We start from the raw sequence: 13,829 nt of genomic DNA on the forward strand, positions 1-13,829 counted from the left end.
CAGTGTCGGGGTCGGCTCCTGCCTGCAGCAATGCGTCCACCACCTGCGCGTCCCCGCTCTGTACCGCGGCTATGAGTGGTTCCACCATCGTGCCTTTCGTACCCGCTCGGCCGGCCCACCGTGCAGCAGGACAGGTCCGAGGAAGCCTAGCCGCCCTGCAATGTGGTCAGGTTGTCGTCATCGCCGAGCAAGGAGACCCACCGACGATCCTGAGCGCTGCTCCCGGCGAGTTGGCGGATGAGCGTGCGGCGTCGATGGCAATGGCGAGCTGGTCAGCACCCTGCCCGGCCAACGCTCAACTCGCCATGTGAAGCGCTCAGTTACATGAAATAGGGCCAGTCCCGGCCGCCGAAAAGGCGGCCGGGCTTTTTCTTTGACCGACCGATCGAATTCACCCGGGAGGAATCCATGGAGTTCCACGAGCAGCAGTTCCGGCTGCCGGTGCGCCGCGACCAGGACGGGACGCTGGTGGTCCCGGCCGACTTCGTCACCGGCCTGCTGCGCGGCATCGCCACCACCTGGCAGGAGTGGGCGGACCGGGACCTGCCCGGCATGGACCCGGTCACCGCCACCGGGCTCAGCGCGGTGCTGGCTGACCTCGCCGACCAGCTGGACGTCGAATGCATCGCCACCGCCAGCCAGGCCCACCCCGCCGACTGACCACGCCCGCGCCCGGACAGCGTCCGGCAACGCGTAACCCCGCCCGCCACGCCGAGGGCCCGCCACCCGCACCACCGGGAGGCGGGCCCTTCGCCATGCCCGACGAAGGAGAAACCGATGTCGAAGTTGCACTTCGCCGCCGCCGCCCGCACCCTCTGCTTGGAGCGCGGCCGCCGCGCCGACCCCGCCCGGTTGCGCCGGGGCCGCCGCGCCCTGGAGCGCCTGGCCGCCGACCCGCGCCACCCCGGCCTGTGCAGCCACCGCTACCCGGGCCTGCCCGGCCACAGCAGGTGCCGGGCATGGACGTCGGCCGGGGCGCCGGCGCCTGGCGCCTGTTCTGGACCTGGGGCCCGACCGACGGCGACGACCAGGACCACGACGGCGACGGAGTGGTCACCGTGCTGCTGATCGGCCCGCACCTGTAGACGGTCCGCGGTCACGAGCACCCGGCGTGCCGAAACCCTCGACATAGCGGTTCGCCGATCCCCGGTCGAGCGTGATGCCATAGGTGAGCAGTTCCGCGAGCAGCGCTTCCGTGACGGCGTTGCGACAGCGCACGTCACCGGGCCGCACCCGCACCCGGTACAGCAACTCCAGCGCGTCCTTCTTCGTCGCACAGCCGGCCAGCCGTTCGCCCAGAACCTCCTCGTCGTTCGGCGACCGAGCGGGCGGCACGGTGGCGGCCGGTGCGTCAGACGGGCTGGCTGCCAGACGGCTGAGCTGAGCCTCGATCACCGCGAAGGCAACGCCAGCCGGAGCAGCCCGGCCCAGCTGCACACGCAGCTGCTCCTCCGCCTTGGCCACGGCCGCGCGGGCTTCGAGTACCCAGTCCACACTGCGGACCAGCTGCTTCCGGGCGTCCTCAACCGAGGTGTCAGCTGTCATGACGGGCGAACGAGCACGCTCCCGGAGAGGTCACCAGATGCAGCCCGTCCGGCTGACACGAGCCGTCCCGGGCCCGGCTACGGCATGATCACCGCGCCCTTCAAGCCGCCGCCGGATGGCATGTTCGCGGCCGAAATCTTGCAGGTCAAAGCCCTGGCCACCGCAGAAGCGCACGTCTAGCATTCCCCGCACGGCGGCCTCACCACAGCACCACCAAGCCGCCGAGCAGAGCAGCAGCGCCGCAACCCCGGCGCTGCTGGCCTCCCACCGGCCGGGCCCGCGCGGAACGTACCCCCCATCGTTCCCGGGCCCGGCCGCGCTGCGCACCGTCCCGGACTCCCGCTCGGAAGGCGCGGGGTTACGGGGACACCTCCTCCCACCGGCCGGCCACCAGCCGACGATGGTCCGCCAGCATGTCCTGGAGCCCAGCGTCGACCGACTCCTGGGACCACGGCAACGGGGAACGCGGCGTCCGTACACCCGCAGCGGCCAAAGCCCGCCCCGCGCCAGGCCCAAGCCCCAGCCCACGCCGGGCCCTGACGGAGGAGGAAGGAGTGCTGCTCACATCCGGATCAACGCGGCTCAAGCGACGCACGTTACCAGCACTCGGCACCCTGCGGGCCCGCAGCGGGTAGCGCTGTCAGAACGGGACGCTGCCTTGTAGCTGGCAGCGTCAATGACCCGAGTCATTCGACCGGGTTTCGATCAGTGCGAGCTGGGCGCCGATGAGGACGGTGTGGCCCTCGGGCACGTCGATGCTCAGCAGCACACCGGTCGCGGGGGCCGGGAGCTCGGTATCAACCTTGTCGGTGGAGACCTCCAGAAGGGGCTCGTCCTTCTGGACGCGCTCACCCACACGCTTGAGCCAGCGCGTCACCGAACCCTCAGTCACGCTCTCACCCAACGCAGGAAGAACAACGGAAGTTGTGGTGAATTGACGTGTGGATCCCTCCGGCCATGGCATATCAGTGTTCGGCGTCCCTGGAAACCCTGCGTAGCTGAGAAGATTGCGGGCCTGGCGGGCTGTAGGGCGAGTGGAGGGATTCTTGTCCAGCAGAGCGCCGAGCAGCCGACTCAGTTCGTTGGCGCGGGGTGATGGTGGTGTCGGCTGCATACAGATTGCTATGCACATCTCGGTCATCGTTTTGCCTTTGAAGGTGGCCGACCCTCCAGGGCGGTGTAGAGGGTCGCGCCGAGCGACCAGACGTCGGCAGCGACGGTGAGATCCCCACCGTCGATCAGCTCAGGCGCCATGTACGCGGTCGTACCGAGTACCGTGCCCGGTACAGTCAACTGTGTGCCGCCCTCGACCGGGCGGGCGATACCGAAGTCGATCAGTACCGGTCGCCCGTCCGTCGTCACGAGAATGTTGTCCGGCTTCAAATCCCGGTGAACGATGCCAGCTGCATGCATGTACTCAAGCGCCTCAAGCACAGCCGTCGCGAGCAGTCCAACATCGTGCGCCGGAAGCTGCTTCCGGTTGTCGATGAGTCGCTGCAGCGAACTTCCGTCGATGTATTCCATGACGATGACGGGATCACCCTGATGCTCAATTACGTCATACATGCGAACGATTCCTGGGTGATTCAATTGCGCGACCATACGAGCCTCGCGCCGCACCCGATCGATTACTTCCCAGCGCTCAACAGGCGTGAGGCCACCGGGAAGGAGGATCTCTTTGAGGGCGACCTCACGATTCAAGACTGGGTCGAACGCCCTCCATACCCGGCCCATCGCACCTTGACCTACTGCAGCGCGGATCACATAGCGTCCGCCGATCAAGCCCTCATGACCATCCATGTACATAGGTTGACATCAATTCTGCCCTCAAAGGGTCGGATTGACCGTATTCCCGCCCAACGGACCATTGGGCCGGGCCGGAGCGCTGGCATAGGCGGGGGCCGCGACTGGAAGGAAGAGCAGGCGAGTGGGGCGAACAACGTGGTGACATGGCGCCATTTCAAGCTGATCACGGTCTATGACTACCGGGCCCCGACCGGGCCATGGTGGCGGTTCACCCTGACAGCGGCGTGTTTGCGACCGCCATTGACGTCGTCGTGGCCACTGCGGCGCCGTGTTCTCCACCGAGAGCGGCGGTTTGTTGGCCGACTGCCGTATGCGGGTCCTGAGGGGCTGCCTGGCCGCAGCCTCCACCTGCCCGCAGGTCGCCATCGCCGTGCGGTGCCGCTGCTCCGCCTGTCGCTCGGCGAGCTCGCGCACCCACCGGGCCGCCGCGCGGCCCGCCTCGCCCGCCTCGGCGAGTACGTCGTTCACCGTGTGCTGCCGTTCCCGCTGCGCCTGGTCCTCGTTCTCGGTGGGCGGCTCAGCTGCCACCGGACAGGACGGTCACGTTCGTCTTCGTGATGACCTGTAAACCGGCTTGCGGTCGGCCGGCCGGGCGACGGTCCGGCCTGGGCTGGAGAGAGGGTCATCGAGGACCGTTGTGTCGGCTCCAGGCCAGGAGTGTGCGCGCGGTCGCGGCGTGGGCGGTGAGGAGTTGTACGGCGCGCGGCGTCCCGTCGGGCAGGAACGGCAGGACCATGAGCGCCGGGACGGCGGCGAGCGAGGCGATGATGAGCACCGGCGCGAGGAGCGCGACCAGCAGGACCCGCTGGAGTGCCCCGAGAACGCGAGGGGAGGGGAGGGTGGGAAGCATGCCTGACTCCAAGGCGTGGGTGGTGCCCCGCGGGCTGCCGGGGCGTTGAACCCACCTTCCATACCTCTTGATTTGTTCTCCAGTGCCGGGGCCGTTTGTGCAGATAAGGTCCGGACAACCGTGGCGCGCCCGTCCCGGACGGGCCGGGCGCCGGTGGACAACGTGGTATCGCGGGTGAGGGGGACGGGGCACACGATGGCGCCTGGCAAGCGCGGCCGGCCGTGGTCGCGGATCCGTTCGGATTCACCGGAGGGCGAGGAACTGGCTCTGTTCCTACGCGCGCGGGTGGAAGACAGCGGCAAGACCCTGAGCGAGCTGGGGGGCGAGATCGGCTGGTCCCGTTCACAGGTCAGCCACTACGTCGGAGGGGCGGTACCCGACGAAGGGTTCGTCACTGCCCTGGTCAGGGCCACCTCCTCCGCCGAGCTCCGGGCAAGACACCAGGCGGAGGCCCTGCGCCTGCTCGAACGCGCCCGCAGGCCCGCCGATCGCCGCACGCCCCGTCAGGACGCCGCCCTGCCGGACCCGCTGCCCCGGCAGGCCAAACAGCTGGAGATCGCGGACAGGCTGACCCGGTCACAGGAACGCCAGGCGGAACTGGAACGTACGGTCGGCAACTCCGCGAAGGTCGTCATGGTGCTGCTCGGCATGCTCCACACGCTGAACGCCCAGCTTGAGGTCCTGCGCGAGGAGCACGAGCGCCTTCTCGCCCAGCGGGCCGGCGCCGGGGCCGTCGAGGAAACCGAGGTCCGTGCCCGGCGCGCGGTACAGCAGAGGCGACGGGCCCAGGCCGACCTACGCAGAGCCGAGGACAAACGGCGCCAGGCCGAGGCACTCGTCCAGCGGGTCCAGCAGGAGGTCCGCGAACTCACCGATGAGCTGAACCGTCTCCGCGCCGCCGGGAGCACCGGTTTGGACAGCCGCGCACCCGCCGTCTACGGCCTCCCCGAGCAAGCCGGGCCCCAGGAGTACGACCCCGTCGCCGACGACATCGACCAGGCCCTCGCCCACGCCGAGCAGGTCATCGACGCCGACGCCGACGTGCTGGACCGCATCGCCGACGAGATGCTCGAACCCCCGTCAGAACCCGGGTCGCCCCAGTCCGGGGACGGACCGGCCGTCGACCAGGACGGCCTCCCTCCCCGAGCCCGTTCCCGACCGTCCCCCGTCCGGTCCTTCTTCCGCCTCCCCCGCGGACCCAACCCCCGATACGGCAACAGCTTCATCGGACAAGTCACCGTGAAAAACTGGCACTACCGGGTCGGCGAGGAAGTGCCCTCCGGCGCCACGCTGCTCGCCGTGGCCACCGGCATCGGGGCGATCCGTATCCCCAGTCCCTGGACGGGGACCCTTGCCGAGATCTACGCCGAGGAAGGAACCGCCGTGGAACCCGGCGACGTCCTCGCCGGGTTCGAGCTCCCCCACACGGATCGCGGACCGGCCGTCGACCAGGGCGGCCTCCCTCCCATCCCGGACAGGGCGCCGATTGTCCCGGACAAGTCCACGGACAATCCTGCGACCAGCGCGTCTCGCATCGTCCCGGTCGTACTGCCACCCCTGGGTCAGGAGGCGACCGAGGCGAAGGTGACCCGGTGGCTGGCGCTCCCCGGCGACACCGTCGAGGAGGGCGAGCCGATCCTGGAGGTGGAGACCGACACGGCCGCCTGCGAGATCCCCTCACCCGTCACCGGCATCGTCGAGGCGGTCGAACTCGGCGAGAACGAGACCGCCCCCATCGGCGCGACCCTTGCCTGGATCCACGCCCGAGCCCGTTCCCGACCGTCCCCCGTCCGGTCCTTCTTCCGCCTCCCCCGCGGACCCGGCCCCCGATACGGCAACAGCTTCATCGGACAAGTCACCGTGAAAAACTGGCACTACCGGGTCGGCGAGGAAGTGCCCTCCGGCGCCACGCTGCTCGCCGTGGCCACCGGCATCGGGGCGATCCGTATCCCCAGTCCCTGGACGGGGACCCTTGCCGAGATCTACGCCGAGGAAGGAACCGCCGTGGAAGCCGGTGACGTCCTCGCCGGGTTCGAGCTCCCCCACACGGATCGCGGACCGAATCTCGTCAAGACGCTCTTCCTGCTTCCCCGCCCACCCGCGCTCCCCGGCGAGAAGGGCCCCGTTGGATACGGCAGCCGTCGCACCCCACGGGTCACCGTGACCGGTTGGCAATACCAGGTGGGCGAGGAAGTGCCAGCCGGTGCCGTGCTCCTCACCGTCACCACCGGCATCGACCGCATCCGTATCCCCAACCCCCGAGCAGGCATCCTCACCGAGATATCCGCCAGGGAAGGGACAACCGTGGAGATCGGCGATGTCCTTGCCGAACTCGAACACCACCTCGATCCAAAACCGTGATCACCACCCCGATCAAGGCCACGCTCGGCAGAGCTTCGCCCCGTCGAGGTGCCGCTTTCACCCCGTCAAACGTCTCCGCCACAGGTCACAGCGGCGGCTCGCCCCCAAGCCGAAGGGAAGCAGACCGCCGTAGGGATGGGGAGCGCTACGCTCTCGCGCGCCGCCCGGCGTCCACGGCCTGGTCGAGGTAGTGAGCGAGTTCGGGCAGCTGTGCGACCGGGTCGCTGGCGGTGATGGTGCGGGGCATCGCGAGGGCGATGGCGCCGACGGACGCCAGGGCGAGGCCTTCAGCGGTGGTGATGTCGGGGTCGTTGACGGGGTTGCCGAGCCGGTGTGTGACTTCCGCTGAGCCACGGGCAGCCACGGCTTGGGGCCGCCTGTGCGTTGGTCAGCTGGCGCCGCCCTCGTGTGCGCCTGCGCTGCCGCTGACGGCCGCTGGGGTCGGCCGACCGGGCAGCGAGGTTGGAGCCCTCACGAGAGCATCCACAATCGGATGGTGGTGTCGCGGCTGCCGCTGGCGAGGGTCTTGCCGTCGGGGCTGAACGCCATTGAGATTACGTTGTCGGTGTGGCCGGTGAGCGTGGCGGTGTTGGTTCGCTTGGCCACGTCCCACAGCCGGATGGTGGTATCGCGGCTGCCGCTGGCGAGGGTCTTGCCGTCGGGGCTGAACGCCACTGAGATCACGTTGTCGGTGTGGCCAGTGAGGGTGGCGGTGCCGGTCCGCGCGGTGATATCCCACAATCGGATCGCGCTGTCGGCGCCGCTGCCGCTGGCAAGGGTCTTGCTATCGGGGCTGAACGCCACCGAAACCGCGAGATCAGTGAGGGTGGCGATACCGGTGCGCTTGGCCACGTCCCACAGCCGGGTGGCGTCGCTGCTGCTGCTGGCGAGGGTCTTGCCGTCGGGGCTGAACGCCACTGAGAGCACGGGTTTGGTGTGGCCGGTGAGCGTGGCAGTGCTGGTTCGCGTAGCGGTGTCCCACAGCCGGATGGTGTTGTCGCTGCTGCCGCTGGCGAGGAACTTGCCGTCGGGGCTGAACGCCACCGAGAAGACGAGGTCGGTGTGGCCGGTGAGGGTGGCAGTGCTGGTCTGCGTGGTGGTATCCCACAGCCGGATGGTGTTGTCGCTGCTGCCGCTGGCGAGGAACTTGCCGTCAGGGCTGAACGCCACCGAGAGCACAAGGTCGGTGTGGCCGGTGAGAGTGGCGGTGCCGGTCCGCGCGGCCACGTCCCATAACTGGACGGCGCGGTGATCGTCAGCAGTGGTGGCGAGGGTCTTGCCGTCGGGGCTGAACGCCACCGCGGTCACGACTTCTGCGTGATCGGTGAGGGTGGCGGCGCTGGACGGCTTGGCGACGTCCCACAGCCGGATGGTGTTGTCGTGGCTGCTGCTGACGAGGGTTCTGCCGTCGGGGCTGAACGCCACCCACGCCACGGTTTTGGTGTGGCCGCGGAGGGCGTCCGGGCTGCTGACGTTCGGGCCGTTGACGTTCGGGCTACTGGAGTCCGGGGCGCTGTCGTCGGCGAGCTGCAGTGCCGCGATTGCTCCGCCTGACGTTGTGGCCAGTGCGGCAAGGCTGCCGAGGACGACGCTGCGGCGGCGCGGTCCACGAGACGGGGTGGGGGCTCCCGGCTCGGTGTCGCGTTCGGGTGCGGCGGGGCTGGACGGCGGCGCGGTCAGGGTGGGGGCGGTGTCCAGATTCGGTGCGGTGTACAGCGCCGCGCGCAGGTGCTGCACTGTGGTGGGTGTGTCGGGCCGGGCGGCTGGGTCCTTGGCCAGCAGCGAGGCGACCAGCAGGTCGATGCCGGCCGGAACGTCGTCCCGTACCGAGCGCAGGGGCGGTGGCACCTCGTCTAAATGGCGGCGCATCAGTGTCCATGCCTGTTCGGTGGCTGGGAACGGGGGGTGGCCGGTCAGCAGTGCGTACAGCACGCACCCCAGCGCGTACAGGTCGCAGCGCGCGTCGACGTGCTCGCCGCGCCACTGCTCGGGTGCCATATAGGCCGGAGTGCCGAATGGCCTGCCGGTGACCGTCAGCCCTTCCGTGGCCCCCGCGGTACGAGCGATCCCGAAGTCGCAGATCTTCAGCCGGCCGTCGGCCAGCAGGATGAGGTTGCCGGGCTTCAGGTCACGGTGCACCACCTGCTGGGCGTGCGCGGCGCCCAGTGCTTCGGCGGCTTGCAACGTGAGACGGACGGCTGCGGATACCGGCAGGCCGCCCGGCGACCGGGCCAACAGGCCTGCGAGATCCGTCCCCTCCAGCAGCTCCATGACGATGAACAGACGGGTGTCGTGGCGCCCGACATCATGCACCACCGTGATCCCCGGATGCTGGAGCCGCGCACCGATCGAAGCCTCGCGCCGGAACCGCTGGAGCAACCCGTCATCCGAGTCGAACTCCAGCAGTACCTTCAGCGCGACGGCCCGTCGGAGCTCGACGTCGTACCCCTTCCACACCTCGCCCATGCCGCCATGACCGAGCCGCGAGTCCAGTCGGTACCTTCCGGAGAGATAGTCCCCCGCCCGCACAGTGCCCCCAGGTCTTCAACTGCAGCTATAACAAAGGCCATTGTGGAGTACGAGAATCACCTGCACCATGGGCGACTCCGAAACCCCTGGTGGGCCGCAACGGGCACTCGAACATCAGGACATCACCGAGCGAAACCGGACACCGCTGGCTGCGCCGCGGGCAGCTCGGCCGGCCTTGACGGCGGCGTCCATCGTGGCGGCCAGGGTGGGCAGCTTGCGCTCCAGGGCGCCGAGCACCGTGTGGGGCATTGCCGCGGCCAGCGCGCAGACCGCGACCAGTGCGATCCGCTCGCCCATCGCCAGCTCCGGCAGCGCCTGGGCGTACGGGCTGCCGGTGACGGCAGAGGCTGCCAGGTCGTACGCCAGCTCCTCGTCCAGCTGCCCCTCGCCGGCCGGGATGATCTCCCGGCCGGCGGCCCGCTCGACGGCGTCGGCGGCCCGCTCCAACACCCGGCGGTGCCGCTCCTCCACCTGCCGAGCCGCCAGCTCACGCACCCACCCGGCCGCCACACGGCCCGCCCCGCCCGCCTCGGCGAGCAACACGTTCACCGCGTGCTGCCGCTCCCGCTGCTCCTGGTCCCCGCTGTCCCCGCTGTCCTCGACGCGGGGGAAGGTGGTCGGATCCGTCATGACGGGTGAACCGGCCCGGCCCGGCCCCGATCACGGGCAGACTGTGATCATGACTCCCGCCCGCCGCCCACTGTGGCAGCCCTCCACCGACCCGGCCACTGACATACCTCCGGCCGAACCGCAGCGGCTGCTGCCGGCCGAGCGCCTGCCGCTCCCGGAAACCCTCCCCGCCGTGCCCCGCCCGGATCGGCCCCGGGCCGAAGGCGGGCGCCGGCCGCTCGGCCCGGGCGGCCTCACCTCCACCGAGGCCGAGTAGAACCGGCCGCGCAGACACACCCCCGGGCGCTGCGCCTGCGCAACCGCCGCCCGTCGTCCTTGCGCACGCCGTTGCGCATGCGCAAGCCGTCCCTGCGCATGCGCAACGGCCGGCCGCACGCCACCGACGCCACCGCGCTGTCCGGACGGCCGGATACCCTCCCGATCATGGAGACCGGAAACGACGCGCGACGAATCAAGGTCACCTCAGATATCGACGCGCGAGGAATTGAGGTCGGGACGGGTATCGACGCGCGACGAATTGAGACACGGTCGCAAGCACAGGGCTGCGCCGAGTGCGGCACCGAACTGCGCGCCGCCGGCCCGGGTCGACGCCCGGTCTACTGAGGCCGGGCCTGTTCCTCGAAGGCCTACCGGCGCCGACGGGCCGAGCACCAACAGGACGCAGTCGCCGACGCCCTTGTGTCCTCGCGCGTCGAAATCCCGGCCACCGGCGAGGCCGGCCACCGCGAGCTCCTGGAACTCGCCGCTGCCGTCCAGCGCAGCACCGCCCGCTTCCTGGAAAGCCTGGAACGGGCCCGCCGCGGCGAGGGCGACGACCCGCGCTGCAACCAGGCCCTCGCCCTCCTGGAGACCAACCTCGCCGGCGCCACGCAACGGATCCTGCGCCAGGCCCACGTGCTGCGCTACGAGATGACCGCCGCCCGGCTCCGCACCGAACAGGCCCACGCCCAGGCGCCCACCTCCGAGCCCGCCGCCACCGCCCTTGATTCCCCGCGCGTCGAAACCGACGGCCCGGCCGCCCCCGCGCTCGCTCCAGCCGAACCGGCCGCTGGTACCGGCCAGGGCGCCGCCGCGGACGATGAGACCGACGCGGTCGCCAGTACACCCGTTGCCCGCTCCATCGTTTCCCCGCGCGTCGAATCGAGCGGCGCCGGCACGGCCGCTGCCCGCTCCACCGTTTCCCCACGCGTCGAAACGGACCAGGCCGCGCCGGCCGCAGAACAGAGTTCCGCTCCGGCCGACGGGCGCCACCTCGCAGCGTCCGTCGCGCAGCAGCCGCAACCGGCCGACACCCCGCCGCAGGAACTGCTCCTGGCTCTGGCCTCCGAGCGCACCTCCTCCTCGCCGCTCGCCCGCGGCATGGGCGCCCCGACCGACACCTGGAGCATCGACGGGAGCGACCTGGTGGTGGAGGGCTGGAACAGCACTCCCGGCCTGTTCGCCGTCCGCGACCCGAACCGCCGACTGCTCTGCTGGGTCGAGGCGCTCGGCGACGGCTGGGGCACCTACATCCAGGGCCGCCTGATCACCGACGCCACCGACGGCGACCCCTGGCTCTCCACGGACGCACCCCACGCCGTCGCCCTGCTCCGCGCCGCCCGCAACCAGCAGCTGACCTGACCCGCACCGCCGGCAGCCCGGCGCCGCAGCACCGCCGCGTCTTGTGAGTGGTCTTGTGGGGCGCACAGTCGGTTGTCCGGTGAGGCGTCCCATGGAGCGTCCCGTGGGTGCACAGTGATCCGGCCCGGCGCGTCATCGACCCAGGTCAGACCCTCTTTTCGGAGGGCCGGAAATGCCGACAACCCCTTCTCCTCTGTCCTTGTCTTGGGTAGTGGAGGTGGTCGGTCGGTTCGGTTCGGGGTTCACGCCTGCGGCGGGCCGGTGGTTCTTCCGCGCGTCCGGCGAAGCCGTCCGCGCCGCCCCGGGGCCGGCCGCTCCGTACGGCGAGCCCCGGGCCCCGGCACAGCCCGCGCGCTCGGCCCCCAGCAGCGCCCCCAGGGCCACCAGCAGCCGCCCCGGAGCCACCCCGCCGCCATCCCGGCCCCACGACCCACCCAGACGCCCCACCGCCCGCCCAGCGGCCCACCCAGACGCCCCACCGCCCGCCCAGCGGCCCGCCGAGCAGACCGCCGACGCCATCGCCGCACTGCGCCACGTCCGCATCCCGGCCGCCGTCCTGGAGATCGAGGCCGTCGGCCTCTGTGATTGGTCGAGATAGTTGTCACTGAGAGCAGCAGCCGACCTGGGGTTTTGGGCAGTTGCGGTCGCTGTAGTTGTCACTGTCTGGTCGTTCTAACTGTCACAACCGCGAACGTTCCTGCAGGAGGGACGGTCAGAAGCTCCAGCTGTAGAGGCCGCCACCGGTGTGCACCGCTGACGCCGCAAGCCGGGCAACGCCTTGGAGGACCGCCAGGAGATCGTCGTCCGTCATCTCGTCCCCGTCCTCGGACCAGAGCCGCGCGGTCCAGCGATCGGCGAGCTCCTCGAGTTCGGCGAGGCTCGCTTTGGCCAGCGCACGGGTCAGTCGCTTCGGTAGAGCGATCACCTCAACGCCATCGTTCAAGGGAGGAACGACCCACTCCGGCCATGGCCGCCACGCGTACAGCTGCTCAGACGAGGGGGCCTCTGCCGAGGGCTCCTCGAAGTACATGTCCCACTCGGCAATGGCCGTGTCCGGATCGATGAAGTGGCAGCTCACGGACTCGAAGGCCGCACCGGGTCCCCGCAGGCGCGTGGCAGCTGCAGCTTCGTCGTCGGCAGCGAGGAAGAACAGGATGTCGTGGGCCATCCTGTCCTGTCGCACTCGGGATGTCCGTGGATCTTGTCCTGAGGCGCAGGCTTGCCAGGTCGGTTGAGAACCGTGCATCCGCGCGTTCTCAGCCGACCTGGCTTCTGCGGAATCTCGGCGTGGCTGCCGAAGCGGATCTGATCAGGCGCTGGTTCGCGCCGCGACTGACCGAGCCATGAGCTCTGCGGCCTGGCGGACCCGTGCTGCGTACGCCCCTGGCTAGAACGGGGGCTCCAGGGTGAACTCGCCCTCAGCAGACCAGGGATCGGCTTGCTTCCGCCGCTCCGCCGCCTCCCGTTCCCGCCGTTCGACGGTCGCGCGCGCCTCGGCGATCGTGGGGATGGAGTCGAGGGCCTCGGCCGGACGATCGTGCCTGATCAGCATGTCGGGCAAGTCGTGGTGAACCAAGTAGTGAGTGGAGGAGCGGAGCAGTGCGAGGGCCTCCTCCAGTCGTCCGTCCCGCTCCAGTAGCCGCGCCAGCGCGGTGTCCCACTCGCCCGGCTCCCGCTTGTTGAGGGCGGTGGCCTCCGAGATGCCCTCCGCGCAGCGGCCCGCCTCGCCCAGCAGCCAGAGCCGCAGGTGGCGGACCTGGTCCGGGTGCTCCTCGACGTATGCGTCGGTGAGCCCGTCCAGGAGTTCGAGTGCCCGGTCGGGCCGGCCGTCGTCGACGAGCAGTTCCAGCGCCCAGTGGAGGAAGTTCCAGCAGTCGTAGTACTCGTAGGTGGGCCGACCGGTTTCGACGGCTTCGTCGACCCTCCCCCGGCGGACGAGGAGGCGCATCAGCGCCGCCCGGTCCTTCGGGTGGTCGTGGGCCTCGATCCCCTCGCGCAACACGGTCTCCGCCTCGGACGCCCGCCCTGCGTCCTCCAGCGCCTTCGCGTACACGTCGAGAGCGGAGCGGTGGTCTTCGGCAGCGAGGGCCCCCAGCTCCTCGATCAGGCCCTGTCGGGCGAGGAGTTCCGCGTAGTACTCCGGGAAGTTGACGGGGTGGCGCCGGCCCGAGGCCCTCTCGGCACGCAGGACCTCGACGGCCTCGTCCGCACGCCCGGCCCGCTCCAGGACCCGGGAGATCAGCAACAACACATCCCACCGGTCGGTCCGGCCCGTCCCGCAGGACTCACCGCACCGCTCGCACGCCGCGGCCTCCGCACGCTCCATACGCTCCGCTTCCCGCGTGAGCAGCTCCAGGACGAGGTCGTCGCGTCCCTGACCCTCGGTCAACTCGACTAGGTCGTGTATTTGGTTGTGATCAATGGGTCCGGGTGAGGTCCTTGATCCAGATCATCGCGCCGCGGAGGTGGAGGCCGGCGAGGTAGCTTT

Annotated in this window: 14 protein-coding genes and 2 pseudogenes; 6 read left to right on the forward strand and 10 right to left on the reverse strand. The window is 70.1% G+C overall.

The window, feature by feature from the left end; all coding sequences use genetic code 11:
• Positions 1-7: 7 nt before the first annotated feature.
• Positions 8-88: pseudogene (locus ACIRRH_RS41470) on the reverse strand (ankyrin repeat domain-containing protein); the annotation flags it as partial.
• Between the two features lie 320 nt (positions 89-408).
• Here ACIRRH_RS41470 and ACIRRH_RS41475 point away from each other — a divergent pair.
• Both ACIRRH_RS41475 and ACIRRH_RS41480 read left to right on the forward strand, forming a co-directional pair.
• Positions 409-660, forward strand: a complete 252-nt coding sequence (locus tag ACIRRH_RS41475) for a DUF6213 family protein (protein ID WP_403078409.1) — start codon at positions 409-411, stop codon at positions 658-660.
• A gap of 299 nt (positions 661-959) precedes the next feature.
• A complete protein-coding gene (locus tag ACIRRH_RS41480; protein ID WP_403078410.1) occupies positions 960-1,085 on the forward strand; it encodes a hypothetical protein in 126 nt (41 codons plus the stop codon).
• Here the strand turns inward: ACIRRH_RS41480 and ACIRRH_RS41485 are convergent.
• From ACIRRH_RS41485 to ACIRRH_RS41500, 4 genes and pseudogenes are all read right to left on the reverse strand, one after another.
• Complete coding sequence (locus ACIRRH_RS41485; protein WP_403078411.1) at positions 1,054-1,545, reverse strand: hypothetical protein; 492 nt, start codon at positions 1,543-1,545, stop codon at positions 1,054-1,056. The two genes, ACIRRH_RS41480 and ACIRRH_RS41485, sit on opposite strands and share 32 nt — an antisense overlap.
• A gap of 691 nt (positions 1,546-2,236) precedes the next feature.
• A pseudogene (locus tag ACIRRH_RS41490) lies at positions 2,237-2,509 on the reverse strand (biotin/lipoyl-containing protein); the annotation flags it as partial.
• Between the two features lie 173 nt (positions 2,510-2,682).
• The gene (locus tag ACIRRH_RS41495; protein ID WP_403078413.1) at positions 2,683-3,345 is read right to left on the reverse strand and encodes a serine/threonine-protein kinase; all 663 of its coding nucleotides are present in this window, start codon (positions 3,343-3,345) and stop codon (positions 2,683-2,685) included.
• A gap of 628 nt (positions 3,346-3,973) precedes the next feature.
• A complete protein-coding gene (locus tag ACIRRH_RS41500) occupies positions 3,974-4,201 on the reverse strand; it encodes a dTMP kinase (protein ID WP_403078415.1) in 228 nt (75 codons plus the stop codon).
• A 195-nt stretch (positions 4,202-4,396) separates the two neighbouring features.
• Here ACIRRH_RS41500 and ACIRRH_RS41505 point away from each other — a divergent pair, with 195 nt between their 5' ends.
• Complete coding sequence (locus ACIRRH_RS41505; protein WP_403078417.1) at positions 4,397-6,562, forward strand: biotin/lipoyl-containing protein; 2,166 nt, start codon at positions 4,397-4,399, stop codon at positions 6,560-6,562.
• Between the two features lie 145 nt (positions 6,563-6,707).
• Here ACIRRH_RS41505 and ACIRRH_RS41510 read toward each other — a convergent pair whose 3' ends face one another.
• From ACIRRH_RS41510 to ACIRRH_RS41520, 3 genes are all read right to left on the reverse strand, one after another.
• Complete coding sequence (locus tag ACIRRH_RS41510; RefSeq protein ID WP_403078419.1) at positions 6,708-6,926, reverse strand: hypothetical protein; 219 nt, start codon at positions 6,924-6,926, stop codon at positions 6,708-6,710.
• Positions 6,927-7,033: 107 nt separating this feature from the next.
• Complete coding sequence (locus tag ACIRRH_RS41515; protein WP_403078420.1) at positions 7,034-9,091, reverse strand: WD40 repeat domain-containing serine/threonine protein kinase; 2,058 nt, start codon at positions 9,089-9,091, stop codon at positions 7,034-7,036.
• Positions 9,092-9,205: 114 nt separating this feature from the next.
• On the reverse strand, positions 9,206-9,721 hold the full coding sequence (locus ACIRRH_RS41520) for a hypothetical protein (RefSeq protein ID WP_403078422.1): 516 nt from the start codon (positions 9,719-9,721) through the stop codon (positions 9,206-9,208).
• 49 nt (positions 9,722-9,770) lie between these two features.
• Here ACIRRH_RS41520 and ACIRRH_RS41525 point away from each other — a divergent pair, with 49 nt between their 5' ends.
• The 3 genes from ACIRRH_RS41525 to ACIRRH_RS41535 all read left to right on the forward strand — a co-directional run bounded on the left by ACIRRH_RS41525 (position 9,771) and on the right by ACIRRH_RS41535 (position 11,341).
• The gene (locus ACIRRH_RS41525) at positions 9,771-9,977 is read left to right on the forward strand and encodes a hypothetical protein (protein WP_403078423.1); all 207 of its coding nucleotides are present in this window, start codon (positions 9,771-9,773) and stop codon (positions 9,975-9,977) included.
• A 77-nt stretch (positions 9,978-10,054) separates the two neighbouring features.
• Positions 10,055-10,324, forward strand: a complete 270-nt coding sequence (locus tag ACIRRH_RS41530; RefSeq protein ID WP_403078425.1) for a hypothetical protein — start codon at positions 10,055-10,057, stop codon at positions 10,322-10,324.
• A 75-nt stretch (positions 10,325-10,399) separates the two neighbouring features.
• Complete coding sequence (locus ACIRRH_RS41535; RefSeq protein ID WP_403078427.1) at positions 10,400-11,341, forward strand: hypothetical protein; 942 nt, start codon at positions 10,400-10,402, stop codon at positions 11,339-11,341.
• Between the two features lie 712 nt (positions 11,342-12,053).
• Here ACIRRH_RS41535 and ACIRRH_RS41540 read toward each other — a convergent pair.
• Both ACIRRH_RS41540 and ACIRRH_RS41545 read right to left on the reverse strand, forming a co-directional pair.
• Positions 12,054-12,509: a hypothetical protein gene (locus tag ACIRRH_RS41540; protein ID WP_403078429.1), complete on the reverse strand. Its 456-nt coding sequence runs from the start codon at positions 12,507-12,509 to the stop codon at positions 12,054-12,056.
• A gap of 219 nt (positions 12,510-12,728) precedes the next feature.
• Entirely contained in the window at positions 12,729-13,586 is an 858-nt protein-coding gene (locus ACIRRH_RS41545; protein ID WP_403078430.1) for a hypothetical protein, read from the reverse strand.
• Positions 13,587-13,829: the final 243 nt, after the last annotated feature.

It is taken from the genome of Kitasatospora sp. NPDC101235 (assembly GCF_044767505.1).
Taxonomy (GTDB): domain Bacteria; phylum Actinomycetota; class Actinomycetes; order Streptomycetales; family Streptomycetaceae; genus Kitasatospora.